Genomic DNA, 19,443 nt, shown 5'->3' with positions numbered 1-19,443 from the left:
CAGCCATTCACTCAAAAAGAAAGGGCCGGTTAAAACCGGCCCCTCCAAAATCAATCGATCCGTTATCAATTTGCCGGCGGTGCGGCAGGTGCGGCCGGAGCCGTGGATGGAGCACCGTTGATGTCGTTGAAATAACGGAAGAAGGTCGAGTCGGGAGACAGGACCAGCGTAGTGCCGGTTCCAGACAGCGCGCTGGAATAGGCCGCCATGGAACGATAGAACTCGAAGAAGCTAGGGTCGCGCTGGAAAGCTTCACCGAAGACCCGGTTACGCTCCGCATCGCCTTCACCGCGCAGGACTTCGGACTGACGCTGGGCGTCGGATTCGAATTCCACGACCTGACGGTCGGCAATAGCGCGACGACGCTGTGCCGCCTCGTTACCGCGGGCGCGGATCAGTTCGGCTTCGGCCAGTCGTTCCGACTTCATACGCTCGAAGGTCTGCTGCGAGACTTCCTGCGTGAGATCGGTGCGGCGGATACGGACATCAACGATGCTGACGCCAAGCGATTCCGCATCGGGACGCAGATCGTCACGTACTTCCTGCATCATCGATGCACGCGCATCCGAAAGCGCCGATTCGAAGCCGCGAAGACCGTAGACCCGGCGCAACGATGCGTCGAGACGAGTGCGTAGACGCGATTCCGCCGACATCTGGTCACCGGAGACCGTCTGCCGGAAGCGGCGGGCATCCGTGATGCGATAGACCACGAAGGCATCAACCTCGTAGAACTTGCCGCCGGAAACCTGAACACGGATGTTGTCGTGATCGAAGCGCAGCGCCCGGTTCTCGATATATTGCACCCGATCGGCATCCATGAAGGCGAAGGGCAGCTTGAAGTAGAGGCCCGGCGCCGTTTTTACGTCCTGGATCTGACCGAAGCGCACAACGATGGCCTGCTGGCGCTCGGTGACGACGAAGATCGACGAATAGGCCAGGAAAAGCACGGCGGCGAGACCGACGAGAACGGCCGTAAGACGGTTGCTCATATCAGTTGCCTCCCTGCTGTGCCGCGCCCGGATTGCCGCGCATGATCTCGTTCAGAGGCAGATAAGGCACCACACCCTGTTTTTCGTCGATGATGACCTTGTTGGAACCCTTGAGGACCTGTTCCATCGTTTCCAGGAACATGCGCTGGCGGGTCACGTCAGGTGCCGTGCGATATTGATCGTAGATGGAAATGAAGCGCTGTGCCTCACCCTCTGCCTCGTTGACGACACGAGATTTGTAGGCGTTCGCCTCTTCGATGATCTGTGCTGCCTGACCACGTGCGGCACCCAGCTTCTGGTTGGCGTACTGGTTGGCTTCCTGCACGAAGCGGTCCTCGTCCTGCTCGGCACGCTGCACTTCATCGAAGGCGTCGGCCACTTCGCGCGGCGGCGCCGCGTCTTCGATGGCGACAGCATTGATGGAGATGCCGGCCCCGTATCCGTCCATGGTGGACTGGATGATGGTGCGCACATCCGCCGCGATCGCCTGACGGTTATCACGGAAAATGTCCTGTGCGGGACGACGGCCGACGATTTCGCGCATCGCGCTTTCGGAAACCTGCTGCAAGGTCTCAGCCGGGCTATCGACGTTGAACAGGTAGGATTTCGGATCGGAAACCGTATAGAGCACCGAGAACTGCACGTTGACGATGTTCTGGTCACCGGTCAGCATCACGCCGTTCGCGGAGGAAGACGAAGCGCGCGAACCGATATTCTGCTGCTGTTCGGTCACCTTGACGATTTCAACCGTCTCGATCGGCCACAGATGGAAATGCAGGCCGGGCATCGAAATCTCATCCTTCGGACGCCCGAAACGCAGCTCCACGCCGCGCTCGTCCGGCTGGACGGTGTAGATGGACTGAATGCCGAGGAAAACCAGAACGACGAGAGCGACGATCGCAATCGCGCCGCCATTGAACCCGCCCGGCAGGACATTCTTGAAGCGGTCCTGGCTGCGCCGGATGATCTCTTCCAGATCGGGCGGGCCGCCATTGCCGCCGCCACCGCCGCGAGGCCGGTTAGGTCCCTGCCCCCATGGGCCGCCACCGCCGCCCTGGTTGTTTCCGCCACCACCGCCGCCGCCCCAAGGGCCGCCGCCGCCATTCTGATTGCTCCAGGGCATCAATACCTCTTTATAAAAGCCTCTCCCGATCCCGTTCGAAAGCGATTGCTCGCGTGCGGCGGGAATATGGACCCGTTATAAGAAGGAGAAGCGTGCGTTTCAACGCAGAGGTGGTAACTAAATACCCAATCAGGGTAAATAGTTCACTTTGACGCGGCTCTGCGCAAATAAGTGGTGAACAGAACCGGATAATTGTCCTTTTCCCCGGCGGGAACGGCATTTTCCTCGATTTTTTCAAACACGGCGGGATCGATTTCCGGAAAAAAAGTGTCGCCATCAAGCTTTACGGCCACATGGGTGACGGAAAGTTGATCGGCAAACGGCATGGCCTGACGGTAGATTTCCCCGCCACCGGCCACGAAAACCTCGTCCACACCCAGTTCCGCAGCCTTGCTTTTGCCAAGCGCGAGGGCATCTTCAAGCGATGACACGACATCCACGCCATCAGGCCTGTAATCGGCATTGCGGCTGACGATGATGTGCGGCCGGCCCGGCAAAGGACGCTCGCCCACCGAGAGAAATGTCTTCCTGCCCATGATGAGCGGTTTGCCCATCGTCATCGCCTTGAAGCGCTTGAGGTCAGTGGAAAGCTTCCAAGGCATATCGAGGTCGCGGCCGATAACGCCGTTTTCCGACACCGCGACGATGATGGTGATGCGCGGCTCGCTCATACCGCGATCGGTGCCTTGATGGTTGAATCCGCCTCGTAGTTCTCCAGCGTAAAGTCTTCGAACTTAAAGGAGAAGAGATCTCGTACATCCGGGTTGAGGCGCATCGTCGGCAGGGCCTTGGGGGTCCGCGTCATCTGCAATTTCGCCTGTTCGAAATGGTTGGCGTAGATATGCGCGTCACCAAGCGTATGGACGAAATCGCCGGGCTTCAGCCCCGTGACCTGCGCCACCATCAGCGTCAGAAGTGCGTAGGAAGCAATATTGAAAGGCACGCCGAGGAAAATATCGGCCGAGCGCTGGTAAAGCTGGCAGGACAGCTTTCCATCCGAAACATAGAACTGGAACAGGCAATGGCAGGGCGGCAGCGCCATCTCGTCCACCAGCGCCGGGTTCCAGGCCGAAACGATGTGGCGGCGGGAATTGGGATTGGTTTTGAGGGCCTCGATCAAAAGCGCGATCTGGTCGATGTGGCGGCCGTCGGGCGCCGGCCAGGAACGCCACTGTGCTCCGTAAACCGGACCCAGATCACCATTTTCATCGGCCCATTCGTCCCATATGGAAACGCCGTTTTCCTTGAGATAGGCGATATTGGTGTCGCCCTTCAGGAACCACAGGAGTTCATGGATGATCGAGCGCAGATGCAGCTTCTTGGTGGTGAGAACCGGAAAACCTTCCGCAAGATCGAAACGCATCTGGTAACCGAAGACCGAACGCGTACCCGTGCCGGTGCGATCTCCGCGGTCGGAGCCGGTATCCATCACATGCCGGAGAAGATCGAGATATTGTTTCATGTGTTCTGCCGCCGATTCCCTGATATCAAGGGAATATAACAACACAGGGCGACAGAACCAATCACCAGCGGGTCGCTTATCCCCGCGAAAAAATCAGAGCGACTGGAGTTTGCCCAGTTCCTTGGCCACCAGATAATAAAAGGTCACACGCGACTTGGAGCGGTCTGCGGCCATGGCCTTGGCGGTTGCATCGATCGCCTTGTCGGCGCTCTCATCGGTAACGCCAAGCTTCTTGCCGCACCAGTTCGCCTTCACACGTGCAAGCTCTTCCGGATCGGAAGCGGACACCAGCGATGAATCCCGGTTGCGCAGGGCAATGCCGAGATGTTTGACGATCTTGCCGACAATCGCTTCGTCGGCTGCTGCGTCGTATTTCTTCACATCTGCGAGATAGTCAGTCATGTCCACTCCTTCGTGTGTCCCCGGCCCGGTGTTGCTTGTGGTGACCGGTTGTAGGGAGAATGTGTCAGCAATCCCTCGTCGTCAAGAATTGTCTAAATTGTGGGCGGCAAACACGAAATCTTTTCATGGAATTGTCATCGGCCCCTTTTCTCCGCCAAGGGAAACGCCTATATGAACCTTGCCGGGGCAACCCGGCTATGGCGATAAACGGTCGGTGTAATAAACCTATTGGACCCGGGGGCGGTACCCGGCGCCTCCACCAAAAACCGGCGGCTTTTCAAGATGAAGGCCGGCTTTTGATGGGGGCGAAATAGGATCGACAAGGGCGTAAAGATCGAACTTTTGCTCGGCATGATACCGCCGTTATCGGGTCACAAGTGTAGTTGCAAATGACAACAACGCTAAGGAATACGCTCTCGCTGCCTAATGGCGGTGCGGGAATTCCGCTCTAAAGTCCTCACGGTTAGCCCCGTGAGGCGGGGTTCGGAGGTACCTGGCAACAGAAACCTCCACCTTCTCCATTTTGCCTGAATTGGTTATATGATAGCTGACTTGCACACAGCATCGGCTTTTCCGTTGCTGCCGTTCAGGACATTGCGTATACTTGGGTAATGCGTAGCCGCCAGGATCGAAATTGATCCCGGCTTGCGGATTACGCAAAGATTCAAAGTGTTACAGCGTCCTTGGCGCACTTGGTGCGCAGCGCTTTAAAAGACGTTCGAATAAGGGAAAGACAGGACCGCATGGGGCAGGATCATATCCGTTACGACATTCTCGCACAGGATGCCCTTCGCGGCGTTATTCGCAAAGTTTTGGGTGAAGTGGCCGCAACCGGCCGCCTGCCCGGCGACCACCATTTCTTCATAACATTTCTGACCGGCGCGCCCGGTGTGCGGATTTCGCAGCACCTCAAGTCCAAATATGCCGAGCAGATGACCATCGTCATCCAGCATCAGTTCTGGGACCTGAAGGTTACGGAGATCGGCTTTGAAATCGGCCTGTCCTTCTCGGATACGCCGGAAAAGCTGGTTGTTCCCTATAACGCCATCAGAGGTTTCTACGATCCTTCCGTCAATTTCGAGCTTGAGTTCGATGTGCCCCTGGCAGACGAGGAAGAGCTGGAAGAGGCCGAAATCACCGCCTATCCCGTTTCCCATGAAGCAAAGCCGGCTACAACGTCGGAGACGCCCAAGTCCGGCGAGGAAAAGAAGGAAGGCTCCGTCGTTTCTCTGGATGCCTTCCGCAAGAAGCAATAACGGCTTTTTGCCCGACCGCGTGAAGCTCAAGGAGACATATCCGCATGCCCGCCGATATCGTCAATCTGCGTCAGTTACGGAAGCAGAAAGCCCGTAGCGAAAAAGAAAAACAGGCGGATCAGAACCGCCTGTCCTTCGGTCGCACCAAAGCGGAAAAAAACCTCACATCGGCCCTTAACGAAAAAGCCGCAAAGGCGCTCGATCAGGGGCGGCTTGAAAAGGACGATGACAGGACCGATAGGGATTGAAGAGCCGGCCTGCCCGGGCAAGCTTTCGGAAGACCGGAAAAAACACCGCTAAACAGAGGCTTGCAGGCACGACATGATTCAGATTCCCAACCGGACCAGCCGGAGAGATTGATCTGATGATCCGCAAGCACTCCACGACATTGCACGGCCACCGCACCAGCATTTCACTCGAGGATGCCTTCTGGGACGAGCTGAAAATCATCGCCGAAAAGCGCAAGATCAGTTTCGCCGCCCTGCTTGCGGAAATAGACGACAACCGGCCAGCCGACAGCAATCTGTCCTCATCCCTTCGGGTCCATGTGCTGAATTGGCTGAAGAGCAGGTGAGCTTTCTGCAAGGTGGCATCGAAAGATGACACTGCAGAGGCGCGCATATGCGCCGGCTCATCTCCAGCCATTCTCCGACTACAAACATTCTTGCCGAAAACTCATAATGTCGTGAAAGCATTCATTAAACATTAGCGCGCTAATTTGTACTGCAAGGCGCTTCAGTACTGCGTAGCCTTGCTTCCAGATTTGTATTTCAAGCTTTTCCTTTCCATCCGCACGCCACGAGGCGACCCATGGTTTCCGCCGCTTCGGGAACGAGCATCGCTGTTTCCGTCCTCTCCTCTTCATCCACCTCGTCTTCAAGCGTTGCCGAACTGAAATCGCAGATTGCCGAAAAGCAGTCAGAACTCGCCCAGACCTCCGAAGCGAAAGCACAGGAAGAACTGAAGAGTACTATTGCATCGCTGCAAGCGCAGCTCGAGGCACTCGAAAACAGCTCCGACAAATCGGCTTCCTCAAGCAACAGCGCGGACAAGCCCAGCCTGTCGGGGGAAAGCAGCAGGATCGGCACCAAGAATTTTGATGCCGACACGCCCTTCGGCAAGCGTGAAGCCTGGATTTAACAGGCTAACGGATAATTTTGGCAAAGCGGTCGAAGCGGCAGCTGTCCGGACCGTGTCAAAATTCGCCCTGAGACACGGGCTCTAACCTCTCCCCAAAACGCGCCGTCGTCGCGGCAAACTTACGGATTGGCCGGAGCGTTTTCGGGCGCCAGTTGCCTGATCGCATCTTCCGTTGGAGGCACCGTCAGGGCCGGCGTTGATTGCCGCTCGGGAACAGGTTGCTGCTGCTGCTGCTGCTGTTGCTGTTGCAACCGCTCCTGCTGTTCCTTTTCCTGCCGCAGACGCTCCTCTGCCGCCGCCTTAAGGCGCGCCTCCTCTTCGGCCTTGGCCTTGGCTTCCGCCTCCACCCGTTCCTTTTCAGCCTGACGTTCAGCCGCCTGAGAACGATAAAGCGCCGTTTCACGACGCAGGCGCTGCTTTTCGAGAACGCTGGCCTGCATGGCCTCGACGCGACGGCGTTCCTTTTCGAAAGCCCGGAGTGACAGATAATTGCCGAGCGCCGAAACATCAGTCGTCAAAGCCGGTGCGGCGAGCGGACCGTTATAGTTGAGACGCAGCGACGGTTCGGCCCCAGCAACTACTTCGGTGCCGGGATTGAAGATAAGATCGAGATCGCCATTCACGGTCGATGCTGCAATATCGACCGTCGCATCTCCGGTAAGCGTCACCGGATCGATCCCGGCGCGCAAATTCTGGAAGTGCAGCGCGCCGCCATTCAGGGTGAATGGCAGGGCTACGTTGCCGAGCGGTATTTCGCCCTGCCACAGGCTCTGATCCACCAGCGGCCGAACCTTCGGCGCGTCGATCGGCTGCTGCAAGCCTTCCGCCGCCTGCAGGATCGGCGGAAAGGCACCGGGATTAAGCCCTTTGAGCACAAGCCCGCTGGCACGCACTTCCCCCGAGCCACCTGCCGATTTCAAAATTTCACCAACGCTTTTGCCCGTCGATTCGGCGGTCAGATCGATCGCCACCCGGCCCGTCGCGACCGGGCCGTTGGCGTTCGCCCACAATATCGACTCGGGATTGGCGTCGTTCACCGCAATCTTGGTGCGGAAAATGCCCGCTCCCTCGCCTGTGGACATGGCAAGCCGCCCGGTCAGCTTTCCGCCCATGAAGGTGCCGGCGATATCATCAAGCGCGAGATTGCCATCATCATGCGTGATCTTGGTCGACAGACCCGTGACCGTACCGAAGGGACCGGCTTCGAAACTCTCCGCTTTCAGCGACAGCGCGGCCTTGAGTTGCGGGAAAGCCGGCATGGCCAGCGGCTTGGCGTTGAGCGTGCCCGTCTCCGGGTCGATCACCGGTCCGTAGATCGCATCTCCGAGCCAGGCAAGATCGACGGTCCGAAGGGCAAGATCACCGGTGACGGAATGGGGGGCCGCGCGCTGGAACGCCAGACTGCCCGAGAAGGGGTTGCCGCCCGCCTGCCCGCCGAGGGCGGAAAACGCAATCTTCTGCGCATCCACCGCCATTTTTCCGTTCGCCTTCAGCGCCATGCCACCACCAAGCTGGGGCAGGCCAACGGCGTTCATGATGAGATAGGGCTCTATATCGGCGCTTTCGAGCGCCAGATCCGCACTACCCTCGCCGAAATTGGCGGCGGCAACGGCAAAGGATCCAATCATCGAGAAATGCGTGCGCTCCGTCGAGAAACGGATATCGGTCTGGACGGGAGAACCGAGCGTGCCGTTGAGCTTGACGGAAAGCAGCCCTTCCCCGTCGGCATCGAACGGCAGAGGATCAAGCCCTGCCTGCCCGAACAGGATCGCCGTCGACTGGTTTTTCAAAACCCCTTCCAGCGACATCGCCGTATCGTCGGTGATGGACAGGAAATCCGGCATCTTGGCCACGGCCGAAAGACGGCTGCCGTTGACTGTGCCGGAAACGGCGACATTGGCGCCGCCATTTTCGCTATTGACCGAAACATCCATGGCAAGGTCGGAATTGGCGTACCACGGAGAACTCGCCGCCAGACGGCTGAGGAACGGATGACCAGGCAATTTCTGCTGCAGCATGGCGAAGAACGGCTGCATATCTGTCGCATGCAGGTTTACCGTGCCCTTGCCCGCATATTTCAGCAACGACCCCTGCAACTGCCCTTTCGCCTTGACTTCGGCACCGGCGATATCGCCAGCCGTCATCTTTTCAAGCGAGAGAACGCCGCCCGCCATGGTGAAGGCGGTTTCCACATGATTTGCAGTCACACCGGCCATGTTGAACCGGTCGGCCTTGAACTTGGCGTCGATGCGATGGTCGAGAACAGAACTTCCGACCTGATCGCCGAGCGCCAGGCTGCCAAGCGCCTTCAGGGCGTCGAGATCGATCTCGTTACCGGCAAGATCGATCGAAAGATTGGAGGCCTTGCCGTCAGAGCGCCGTTCCAGCTTCCCCTTCAGAGAGGCGTCGCCAATGGCAAGCTCGAGATTGTCGAAACGCTGGTTCAGCGTCGTCAACGAGACGTCGGCGGAAAAACCGGCGGCATTGAGCTGGCGGATCGCCGGATCGACAGAACCGGAAAGCCAGTTTGCCAGCCCGGATGGCTGGTTGGAGGCAACGAGCAGATTGCCGTTGAAAGCGGGACCATCCAGCAGCGTCAGGGAACCTTTGGCTTCTAGCTGCGTCCTGCCGGGCAGCGTTGCCACGGCGTTAACCACCTGCCAGCCGCTGCCATCAGGGCGCACGTCCAGCCGGATGTCACGAATTGTCGTGTCGTCGGAAACCAGCGCCGGTAGGCTGATACTGGCCTTGCCCGGGACCGGCGGAACCGGAATGCGGGCGACCATGGCGGCAAATGCCTCGATGCGCTGGCGCACGGAGGCGGTGGGCTGGCGCGAGGTCTTGCCGGTCTGCACGACGGGCGGTGCGAAACGATTGACGTCGATCTGCTGGCCATCCGCCGTGAGCAGGAATTCAGGCTTGGCCCCGGTATCCAGCGTTGCCTCGCCGGTCACAACGTAAGGATTTTCGTTGCCACCGAGCTCCATGCGGTAGCTCGGTATGCGCACGCTTTCATTCGTCAGTTCGAAGCTGCCGCGGGTGCGCGGCGACGAGAACAGCGATTGCCCGCCCTGCTGCTTCTGTTTTTGGTCTTCACGGAAACTGAAGGCGAAGGAACCGCTATAGGCGGGCTTTCCCGCAGTCGCGGCAATCGCACCGTCCAGATCGACCTCGACCGGATGTTCATCCGGCACCACGCGAATCCGCAGGCCCATGCGCCCATTGGCGTAATCCGGCTCGCTGCTCGACAGCGAGAACGAGCCTGGATGCCCGTCAACGGCGGCGCGCCCTTCCGCCTTCCATGGTCCGGCCAGCGAATTGGCGGACATGTCGGCGTTAAGACCCGTCACAACACGGTTGCGGCCGGATTGCTCGTCGATGAATTCGATCTGCCCGCCTTCGATCTGCACACTTTCCAGAACCACGGTGCGGGCTGGAATTTCCGCCCGGCTGCCGCGCATCCAGTCCAGAGTGCCGTCTTTCAAAAGCCGGATCTTGGCCTTGGGTTCCTCGATGCGCATGTCGAAGATACGCGCTTCACCGGAAAGGAAAGGCGCCAGCTCGGCATCCATGGAAAAACGCGCCACCTGAATGAGCGGCGATCCGTCCGCATCCGTTCCGGCGCGCACGTCATGCAGCGTCACCGAAGGGAAAGGCAGAAGCCGGGCTTCGACGCGACCGTGCACCACCACCTTCTTGCCCAGAATGCGGCTTGCCTGATCTTCGAAATCGCGGCGGAAATCCGTCCAGTCAACGAAATAAGGAATGAGCAGCGCTGAAAACAGCACCACGGCCAGCAGTCCGCCCAGAAAAACCAGAATACGCCCGAGCACTGAACTGCTTCTCCCTTCGCGAACGCTGCAAACCTATTCTTATTTGCCTTAACGGCAAGCAGCCTTTTGTACCAATCAATTGTGAGAATGATCAGACAAGACGGAACAGTTTGCCTGGATTGAAGATGTTATCGGGGTCGAGCGACGTTTTGATGGCGCGCATCACATCCAGCGCATTTCCCGCCTCTTCGGCCAGAAAACTCATCTTGCCCTGGCCGATGCCGTGTTCTCCGGTGCAGGTGCCGTCCATGGCGATGGCCCGGCGATTGAGACGCGCAACGAAAGCTTCGGTTTTGGCGACACTTTCGGCATCCTTGCCATCGAACAGGATGAGTACATGGAAATTGCCGTCTCCGGCATGACCGACGATCGGCGCCAGAAAGCCGTTTTCCTTGATATCCCGCTGCGTTTCCACCACGCAGTCCGCCAGCCGCGAAATCGGCACGCAGACATCGGTGGACAAACCGTCGAGATGCGGCGCGAGCGCCCGCGAGGCCCAATAAGCGTCATGTCGGGCCTTCCACAGCTTGTTGCGCTCGGCCGCATCGCTGGTCCAGCGGAAATCGACGCTGCCGCATTCCGCCGCGATCTCTGCAAATTGCTGCGATTGCAGGGCCGCCGTCTCTTCGGTGCCGTGGAACTCCACGAACAACGTCGGTTTTTCCGCGTAGTTCAGGCCGGAATAGGCATTGCAGGCCCGCACCTGCACTTCATCAAGCAGTTCGATGCGCGCAACCGGAACACCCATCTGGATCGTCATGATAACGGCATCACAGGCCGCCTGAATACTGTCGAAGGTGCAGACGCCACCGGCGATCTTTTCCGGGATACCCTGCAACCGCAGCGTAACCGAGGTCAGAACCCCAAGCGTGCCCTCGGCGCCGACGAAAAGCCGCGTCAGATCGTAACCGGCCGACGACTTGCGGGCACGGCGAGCAGTGCGGATTTCCTCACCATTGGCAACAACGGCGGTAACGGCCAGCACATTGTCCTTCATCGTGCCGTAACGCACGGCATTGGTGCCCGACGCCCGCGTCGAGGCCATGCCGCCGATAGAGGCATTGGCACCCGGATCGATCGGAAAGAACAGGCCGGTATCACGCAGATAGACGTTAAGGTCCTCGCGCGTCACACCCGGCTCCACCGTCACGTCAAGATCTTCGGCGTTTACCTCAATGATGCGATTCATCCGGCTGAAATCGATGCAGATTCCGCCATCAGGCGCATTGACCTGCCCTTCAAGCGACGACCCCGTACCGAAAGGAATGACCGGCACCTTATAGAGCGCGCAGGCTTTCACCACAGCTTTCACATCATCTGCGTTTTCGGCAAAGACGACACCATCAGGCGCCTGCAAGGTCAGATAGGTGGTGGTATGGCCATGCTGCTCGCGAAACGCCTGCCCAGTCTGGAGCTTGTCACCCAGCTGCTGCTTCAGCGCTGCAAGCACCGACGCGATGCCTTCCTCGTTGCGTTTTCCCGCGACTACATCTTTCAGCGCCATCGTCCATCTCCACCGCAAGATACCGCCGTAACGGACTCGATCCGTTACGAAATTCCGTTGGGTGGTATGGGATAAGGTTAAGGCTTTGTCCAGCATCGCGATTGCGCGGGACACATTTGGCGAGGACCGTTTATTCCGCCGCAAGCAGCTGCTTGTCCTCCTCCAGCGCCTTCCGACGCGCGGCAAGTTCCAGTTCGCGGTGGAGGCGGATTTCCTCATCGGCTTGCGGTTTGGCGAAACGGGCAATCAGCAGGTAGGAAACCGGGGTGATGTAAAGCGTCACCAGCGTCGCAAAACCCAGACCGCCAACGATGACCCAGCCGAGCGCGATGCGTGCTTCCGCCCCTGCTCCCTGTGCCAGCACCAGCGGAACGCCGCCCAAAATGGTCGCGATCATTGTCATCATCACCGGGCGCAGGCGGATGCTGGTGGCTTTTTCGATGGCCTCGCGCACGGTGGCGCCCTGGTCACGCAGATGGTTGGCGAATTCCACGATGAGAATGCCGTTCTTCGCCATCACGCCCACCAGAAGCACAAGCCCGATCTGGCTATAAACGTTGAGGCTCGATCCGGTGACGAGCAGCGCGATGACGGCGCAGGCAAGACCGAGCGGCACCGTCGACATGATGATGATCGAACTCAGGACACTTTCGAACTGCGCAGCCAGGACCAGGAAGATGATGGCGATGGCGAAACCGAAGGTCAGCAGCATGCCGCTCGAATTTTCCTCAAGCGTCGCCGCCTCGCCGAGCGGCAGAAGGCGGGCGCCGGGCGGCAGGAGGGATTGTGAGAGCTCGTTCACCTTTTCCAGAGCCTGACCGAGCGAAACGCCGTCCTTGAGATTGGCGGTAAAGCCGACGGAGGGAAGCTGCTGCTCGCGGTTCAGCTGCGGCGCCACCGCATTTTCCTTCAGGGTGGCAATGACCGACATCGGCACGATCTTGCCGTCACCCGTTTTCAGGAAGACGTTTTCGAGATCGGTCGGGTCGTTGATCGGCCGGGTGGAGGACAGCAGCCGGACCGGGATTGCATCCCCATCCACGAAGACGTCGACAACCGAACGTCCTTCCAGCAGCGATTGCATGGCGCGTGACAGGCCGGTGATATCAATGCCGAGATCGGAGGCGCGCTCACGGTCGATGGAGACGGATAGCTGCGCCTGGTTGGGCTCGTTGTCCAAACGCGGCGTTTCGAACAGGCCGCTTTCCTCCATGGAAAGCAGTAGTTTCTGCGTCGCAGCTGTCAGTGCCTGATAATTGCTGCCGACCATTGCCATCTGCAGGCCGTTGCCCGCACCGCGAATGCGCAGGCTGTTCGGCTGCATGGCGTTGCCGCGCAGCGCCGGCACCTTGTTGGCGGCAGCGGTAACGTCGGCGGCAATCTGGTTCTGCGTGCGGTCGCGATCAGCCCACGGCGCCAGCGTCAGCACCAGAAAACCGGTGTTCGAGGAACCGTTCATACCGGTGATGGAGTAAATATTGCGGATTTCGCCACTGTCGCGCAGCGGCTGGAGATTTTCCTCGATCCGCTGCAACTGGTCGCGCGTATAGTCGAGGCTGACACCCTGCGGCGCCGTCACACGCATCATCACCGAGGCGCGGTCCTCGCGCGGCGTCAGTTCGTTCTGGATCATGCCGAAGGCAATCCAAGACAGGCCCGAAAAGACGAGCGCAACGATGATGACGATGAGCGGGTTGTTGAGGCAGGCGGAAAGCGTCTTCTTGTAGGTGGAGGCAAAGACATTGCCGAACCACGCCAGCGGTCCCGTGGGTTCCTTCAATCCGTCTTTCAGCATCCGCGAAGCGAGCATCGGACAGAGCGTCAAGGCCACGATGGAGGAAAGACCGACAGCGAAGGCGAGAACGAAACCGAATTCACGGAAAAGGCCACCCAGCTGGCCCGGCAGGAAGGAGAGCGGAATGAACACTGCGGCAAGTGTCGCCGTCGTCGCAATCACCGCGAAGAACACTTCCTGCGTGCCGAGAACAGCGGCAGCGCGCGGCCCCATGCCCTCCGCACGGCGGCGTACGATATTTTCCAGCACCACGATCGCATCATCGACCACCAGACCCGTCGCCAGAACGATGGCGAGCAGCGTAAGGATGTTGATCGAGAATCCGACCATGTAGATGGCGATGATCGTGCCGATCAAAGCCACCGGCATGGTGATCGCCGGAATGAGGGTTGCCCGCCAGTCACGCAGGAACAGGTAGAGCACCACAACCACGATGAGTGCGGAAAGACCAAGCGCCAGTTCCACCTCGTGCAACGCGCCTTCGATGAAGACGGCGTCGTCACTGGTCACCACGATGCGCGTACCCTGCGGCAGGTTGGCCGACATGGCCTCGACGGCAGCCTTCACGCCGGTGGAGATATTGAGCGTATTGGACTGCGCCTGCCGGATGACGCCGAGACCCACGCCCTGCACACCATTGGACCGCAGCGAGGTGGATTCGTCATCCGCACCCAGCATCACGGTTGCCACATCGCGCAGGCGGATATTGTCCTTGATCAGAAGGTTGGAAAAATCCTCAGGCTTCGTGAGGCTCGCAGTCGCGCGCACGACGATGTCCTGCGTCGAACTTTTCAGCGATCCCGCCGGCACATCCAGCGCGGCACTGGCCAGCGCGGTGGAAATATCCGTCACCGTCAGACCACGGCTGGCAAGTGCGGCCTGATTGAGATCGACACGGAAGACTTTTTCCTGATCGCCGTAAAGCTCCACATCCGCCACGCCATCGACTGCGGCAAGGCGGTCGATGACTTCGTCATCCACCAGCTTGGTCAGATCTTCCATGCTGAGCGTGGACGAAGTGACGGCAAGACGCATGATCGGCTGGCTGTCGGAATCCGCCTTGATGATCTGCGGCTCGTCAGCATCATCAGGCAACTGGTTGGTTACGCGGCCAATGGCATCGCGCACATCGTTTGCGGCAACGGCCATATCGACATTGTCGCCGAATTCCATCGTTACGCGGCTGGTGCCGAATTGCGAATTGGAGGAGATGGTTTTGACGCCGCTGACGCGCGCAACAGCTCCCTCGATGGTCTGCGTCACTTCCTGATCGATGGTTTCGGGCGCCGCACCTTCATAGGTCGTCCTGACGCTGATGGACGGCCGGTCCACATCCGGCAACTCGCGCACCTCAACGCCAACCAGCGCGGCAAGGCCGGCAACCACAAGCAACGTATTGAGAACCGCTGCCAGAATGGGCCGGCGAACGAACAGTGCGGTGAAGGCGAGCTTGGAATCCTGACCCGAAGGCGACTGAGTCGTCATTGGCTGGCAACCTCCTCGGGCTTCGGCTGGCTTGCGACACGGACGGCACCACCCTCCCGCACCCGCTGCAATCCTTCGGTCACGACCTGATCGCCTTCCGCCAGTTCCGCTTTCACGAGAACGGCGTCGGGGTTACGCTGCACAATCTGCACCCGCACCTTGGCCGATTTATTGTCGGTCACGCGCCAGACATACGAACCTTCGGCATCCCACTGCACGGCCAGCGGATCGACGGATGCATAGGTCTCTCCGGCAAAACGCATGGTAACGCCGAAGGACATACCGGCCCGAAGCTCATCCTTGTCGTTAGCAAACCGTGCCCGGATGCGGATGGTACGGCTTGCGGCGTCGACACGGTTGTCGACGGCCTCGACCTCACCTTTGAACGTCTCGCCGGGGCGTGAAATCGAGGTGGCCTCCACAGGCATTCCGACGGTAATTGCAGTTACGAACCGTTCCGGCGCCCAGAAATTGACCAGAATTTGAGAACGGTCATCAATGCCGACGATCGTAGATTGCGTGGTGACATTGTCGCCGATATTGGCGGCCACGATCCCGACAACACCCTCAATCGGTGCGACGATGTCGCGGCGCCTGAGGTTCAGCTCGGCGGTGCTCAGTGCAAGCTTGGCGGCTTCCTCGGCAATCTGCGCATCCAGCACATCAAGGCGGGATACGGATTTCAGGTTACTGTAGGAACTCGATTTTTCGACGGCGCTGCGTAGCGCAACCTGCGCCTTGTCCCGCTCGATCACCTGCTCCTCGTCATCGAGCCGCGCGAGCACCTGCCCCTTTACGACGCGGGCGCCGGATGAAATGCGGATTTCCGAAAGCGTGCCTGATGTCTGCGGCATGACGACGACCGACTGGATGGCCTCGCCACTGCCGATGGCGTTCAGCCTGTCATTGACCGTGCCCTGCTTGACCGGGGCCATCGCCACCAGGGTCGCATTGTCATCGCGGCGTGCGGCGCCGGCATTTTGGCCGGATGACGAACCGGGTGTTCTGGCACCGGATGCGGCAACCTCGACCGCGCCAACAGGTGTTTTGCCGATGCCGATACCCGCGAGCAGATTCCGCGCTTCGGGTGAATAAAACCCCCAAAGACAGAGTCCTGCTCCCGCCACAGCAAGACAGACACCCACCTGTTTCCACACCCGCATACAATTCTCCGATTATCCGCACAGCATAAACCCGCCCCGAAAAGAGCTTTTCGGAACGGTAGAAGTATTCCCGCATGCGTTAACGAAGGCAACGCACAAATCCGTTCCTTACATAATTGTAATTTGTGATGAATTGTCGTCGAAAGCGCACTGACGGCCATTTCTGTCGCAAACATTCACCAATCCGGTAATCTGCAGCTGAAATAGCCATGACCGGAGGAATGCATGAGCACCGTAACGAAAGCCGAAAATGCCGAAGCCAACCCGCGCGTCAAGGCTGTGTTCGACGATATCCGCACAACGCGGAAATCGGATTTCATCAACAATATGTGGCTCTACCTCGCCTTCGACCCCGATCTTCTGGAAAAGACCTGGGCCGAGGTCAAGGCGGTGATGGCCACACCTTCAGCGCTCGATCCGCTGGTGAAGGAAATGCTTTATATCGCCGTTTCCGTCACCAATGGCTGCTCCTACTGCGCCCACTCCCATACCGCGGCTGCAAAAGCCAAGGGCATGACGGGCGAACAGCATGCCGATCTCATGCGCGTCATCGCCCTTGCCGCCAAGACCAACCAACTGGCCGTGGCGCTGCAATTGCCGGTGGACGCGGCTTTTGATGCCGACAGGCGGGCCTGAGACGAAAAAAACGTCTTGGAATAGGCGTTTTGACGGATGATACCGGAATAAAAGCAGAACACGGTTCTAGCCTTTATATCCCGAATCACTACATTGGGCCGCATGAGCAACAGTTTTGACGATATGCCGTTCTTCGACGAAGAACCTGAGGCGCCGCGCAAGGCGACGAACAATGCCGATGCAGGCAACGCCGGCGGGCTTGGCATTGCCGCGCGCGCCATGGCGGCACGCGATCAGGCCCGGCCCACGCCCGACTATCTTTCCGGCCTCAACCCGGAGCAGCGCGAGGCCGTGGAGACACTGGACGGCGCTGTTCTGGTGCTTGCGGGCGCCGGCACCGGCAAGACCCGCGTTCTGACCACCCGCATCGCCCATATTCTGGCGACCGGACGCGCCTATCCCAGCCAGATTCTGGCCGTGACCTTCACCAACAAGGCCGCCCGCGAGATGAAGGAACGTATTGGCGTTCTGGTCGGCGGCGCGGTTGAGGGCATGCCCTGGCTCGGCACCTTCCACTCCATCGGTGTCAAGCTCTTGCGTCGCCATGCCGAACTCATCGGCCTGAAGTCTGATTTCACCATTCTCGACACCGACGATGTGGTGCGGCTGATCAAACAGCTTATCCAGGCCGAAGGTCTTGATGACAAGCGCTGGCCGGCCAAACAATTCGCCGGCATGATTGACGGCTGGAAGAACAAGGGACTGACACCGCCGGATATTCCCGAGGGCGATTCCCGTGCCTTTGCCAATGGCAAGGGCCGCGAACTTTACACGGCCTATCAGAACCGACTGAAAACGCTGAACGCCTGCGATTTCGGCGATCTTCTGCTGCACCCCATCAGCATCTTCCGCCGCAATCCCGATATTCTGAAGGAGTACCACCAGAAATTCCGCTACATTCTGGTGGACGAGTATCAGGACACCAATACGGCGCAATATATGTGGCTCAGGCTTCTTGCCCAGCGCCCCAAAGGCGAGCCGCAAAACGTCTGCTGCGTCGGCGACGATGACCAGTCGATCTATGGCTGGCGCGGCGCCGAAGTGGACAACATCCTGCGCTTCGACAAGGATTTTCCCGGTGCCAAGGTCATCAAGCTGGAGCGTAACTACCGCTCCACCGAGCATATTCTAGGCACCGCCGGCCATCTGATCGCCCATAATGAAGGGCGTCTCGGCAAGACCCTGTTCACCGAGCGCAGCAGCCCCGACGATGAGAAGGTCGTGGTGCATGCGGCCTGGGATTCCGAAGAGGAAGCCCGCGCCGTCGGTGAAGAAATCGAGCAGCTTCAGCGCAAGAACCACAAGCTGAACGACATGGCCATTCTCGTTCGCGCCTCCTTCCAGATGCGCGAGTTCGAAGACCGTTTCGTCACGCTTGGCCTCAATTACCGCGTCATCGGCGGTCCGCGCTTCTACGAGCGTCTCGAAATCCGCGATGCCATGGCCTATTTCCGCCTTGTCTGCCAGCCGGCCGACGATCTGGCCTTCGAGCGCATCGTCAACACCCCCAAGCGCGGCCTAGGCGACACGACCATCCGCAATCTGCATGATTACGCCCGCGCCCGCGACATTCCGATGCTGGCGGCAGCGACCGACATCATCGAGACCGACGAGCTGAAACCGAAGGCGCGCAAGGCGCTGTTCGACGTGGTGCAGGATTTCCGCCGCTGGCAGGGGCTTCTGGAAAACACCGAACACACCACGCTTGCCGAGCAGATCCTGGACGAAAGCGGCTATACTGCCATGTGGCAGGCCGACAAGACGGCGGAAGCGCCCGGTCGGCTGGAAAACCTGAAGGAACTCATCCGCTCGATGGAGGCCTTCGAGAGCCTCCGCGGTTTCCTCGAGCATGTCGCGCTCGTCATGGATGCCGAGCAGAACGAAAATCTCGATGCCGTCTCCATCATGACGCTGCATTCCGCCAAGGGGCTGGAATTCGACACCGTTTTCCTTCCCGGTTGGGAAGAAGGTCTGTTCCCGCACCAGCGGGCGCTGGACGAAGGCGGCCGCTCCGGTCTGGAGGAAGAACGTCGTCTAGCCTACGTCGGCATCACCCGCGCCAAGAAGCTATGCCATATCTGGTTCGTATCGAACCGGCGTATCCATGGTCTGTGGCAATCCACCCTGCCCTCGCGTTTTCTCGATGAACTGCCGCCAGCGCACGTGGATGTCGCGGCATCCGACAGCAATTACGGTGGTTACGGCGGACGCGGCGGTTATGGCCAGTCCCGTTTCGACAAGGCGGAGCCCTTCGCCAACAACTACTCCACCCCCGGCTGGAAACGTGCCCAGGCCAACAAGTCCGACGCGACCCGCGATAACTGGGGCACACGCTCCGGCCATGCGGTCGAGAGGATTGGTTATGGCGAAAGCGGCCCCCGCGCCCGCACGATCGACGGCGAACTGGTGGCCAAATCGGTTGCCGACACACCGTCGAAATTCGTGGTCGGAGACCGCGTTTTCCATATCAAATTCGGCAATGGCAACATCTCCGCCATCGAGGGTAACAAACTGACCATCGATTTTGACCGCGCCGGACAAAAGCGTGTGCTGGATGGATTTGTGGAAAAGGTTTGATTCGACAACTATGAGTGTGCGAATGCAGTTTTTTCCATAGCCCCCGTCACGCCGTTGCAATAAAGGAGTTGCAACAGG

At 59.3% G+C, this 19,443-nt stretch carries 15 protein-coding genes and 1 other RNA gene; 7 read left to right on the top strand and 9 right to left on the bottom strand.

Annotation, left to right across the window (positions count from 1 at the left end; all coding sequences use genetic code 11):
- Positions 1-65 precede the first annotated feature (65 nt).
- The 5 genes from hflC to ACQZ5Y_RS11915 all read right to left on the bottom strand — a co-directional run bounded on the left by hflC (position 66) and on the right by ACQZ5Y_RS11915 (position 3,976).
- Positions 66-989: a protease modulator HflC gene (gene hflC / locus ACQZ5Y_RS11935; RefSeq protein ID WP_003513118.1), complete on the bottom strand. Its 924-nt coding sequence runs from the start codon at positions 987-989 to the stop codon at positions 66-68.
- 1 nt (position 990) lies between these two features.
- Entirely contained in the window at positions 991-2,112 is a 1,122-nt protein-coding gene (hflK, locus tag ACQZ5Y_RS11930) for an FtsH protease activity modulator HflK (protein WP_003513120.1), read from the bottom strand.
- A gap of 143 nt (positions 2,113-2,255) precedes the next feature.
- A complete protein-coding gene (locus ACQZ5Y_RS11925; RefSeq protein WP_019565314.1) occupies positions 2,256-2,783 on the bottom strand; it encodes a dihydrofolate reductase in 528 nt (175 codons plus the stop codon).
- Positions 2,780-3,574, bottom strand: a complete 795-nt coding sequence (locus tag ACQZ5Y_RS11920; protein ID WP_013636479.1) for a thymidylate synthase — start codon at positions 3,572-3,574, stop codon at positions 2,780-2,782. The genes ACQZ5Y_RS11925 and ACQZ5Y_RS11920 overlap by 4 nt, the downstream gene beginning before the upstream one ends.
- Before the next feature lie 93 nt (positions 3,575-3,667).
- Entirely contained in the window at positions 3,668-3,976 is a 309-nt protein-coding gene (locus tag ACQZ5Y_RS11915) for a DUF2853 family protein (RefSeq protein ID WP_025594008.1), read from the bottom strand.
- A 141-nt stretch (positions 3,977-4,117) separates the two neighbouring features.
- Here ACQZ5Y_RS11915 and ssrA point away from each other — a divergent pair.
- The 5 genes from ssrA (at position 4,118) to ACQZ5Y_RS11890 (ending at position 6,372) form a co-directional block, all read left to right on the top strand.
- Positions 4,118-4,490, top strand: a transfer-messenger RNA (tmRNA) gene (gene ssrA, locus ACQZ5Y_RS11910).
- A gap of 229 nt (positions 4,491-4,719) precedes the next feature.
- On the top strand, positions 4,720-5,232 hold the full coding sequence (locus ACQZ5Y_RS11905) for an SspB family protein (protein WP_003513127.1): 513 nt from the start codon (positions 4,720-4,722) through the stop codon (positions 5,230-5,232).
- Positions 5,233-5,276: 44 nt separating this feature from the next.
- Positions 5,277-5,480 (top strand): DUF4169 family protein, encoded by a 204-nt coding sequence (locus ACQZ5Y_RS11900; protein WP_174049738.1) that lies wholly within the window; start codon positions 5,277-5,279, stop codon positions 5,478-5,480.
- A 116-nt stretch (positions 5,481-5,596) separates the two neighbouring features.
- Positions 5,597-5,806: a ribbon-helix-helix domain-containing protein gene (locus tag ACQZ5Y_RS11895; protein ID WP_003513131.1), complete on the top strand. Its 210-nt coding sequence runs from the start codon at positions 5,597-5,599 to the stop codon at positions 5,804-5,806.
- A 236-nt stretch (positions 5,807-6,042) separates the two neighbouring features.
- Positions 6,043-6,372: a hypothetical protein gene (locus tag ACQZ5Y_RS11890; RefSeq protein ID WP_174049739.1), complete on the top strand. Its 330-nt coding sequence runs from the start codon at positions 6,043-6,045 to the stop codon at positions 6,370-6,372.
- Positions 6,373-6,491: 119 nt separating this feature from the next.
- On the opposite strand, the gene ACQZ5Y_RS11885 is transcribed toward ACQZ5Y_RS11890, so the two are convergent.
- From ACQZ5Y_RS11885 to ACQZ5Y_RS11870, 4 genes are all read right to left on the bottom strand, one after another.
- The gene (locus ACQZ5Y_RS11885; RefSeq protein WP_174049741.1) at positions 6,492-10,205 is read right to left on the bottom strand and encodes an AsmA family protein; all 3,714 of its coding nucleotides are present in this window, start codon (positions 10,203-10,205) and stop codon (positions 6,492-6,494) included.
- A gap of 91 nt (positions 10,206-10,296) precedes the next feature.
- Positions 10,297-11,709, bottom strand: a complete 1,413-nt coding sequence (locus tag ACQZ5Y_RS11880) for an FAD-binding oxidoreductase (protein ID WP_112154019.1) — start codon at positions 11,707-11,709, stop codon at positions 10,297-10,299.
- Between the two features lie 130 nt (positions 11,710-11,839).
- On the bottom strand, positions 11,840-14,989 hold the full coding sequence (locus ACQZ5Y_RS11875) for an efflux RND transporter permease subunit (protein ID WP_111783547.1): 3,150 nt from the start codon (positions 14,987-14,989) through the stop codon (positions 11,840-11,842).
- Positions 14,986-16,152: an efflux RND transporter periplasmic adaptor subunit gene (locus ACQZ5Y_RS11870; protein WP_174059883.1), complete on the bottom strand. Its 1,167-nt coding sequence runs from the start codon at positions 16,150-16,152 to the stop codon at positions 14,986-14,988. Before ACQZ5Y_RS11870 ends, ACQZ5Y_RS11875 begins: the two co-directional genes overlap by 4 nt.
- Before the next feature lie 225 nt (positions 16,153-16,377).
- On the opposite strand from ACQZ5Y_RS11870, the gene ACQZ5Y_RS11865 reads away from it, so the two are divergent.
- Positions 16,378-16,788: a carboxymuconolactone decarboxylase family protein gene (locus ACQZ5Y_RS11865; RefSeq protein WP_112290531.1), complete on the top strand. Its 411-nt coding sequence runs from the start codon at positions 16,378-16,380 to the stop codon at positions 16,786-16,788.
- Between the two features lie 102 nt (positions 16,789-16,890).
- Positions 16,891-19,365 (top strand): ATP-dependent helicase, encoded by a 2,475-nt coding sequence (locus ACQZ5Y_RS11860; protein WP_025594016.1) that lies wholly within the window; start codon positions 16,891-16,893, stop codon positions 19,363-19,365.
- Positions 19,366-19,443: the final 78 nt, after the last annotated feature.

It is taken from the genome of Agrobacterium sp. A3-95 (assembly GCF_053521785.1).
This window is presented reverse-complemented; position numbering and strand designations above follow the sequence as displayed.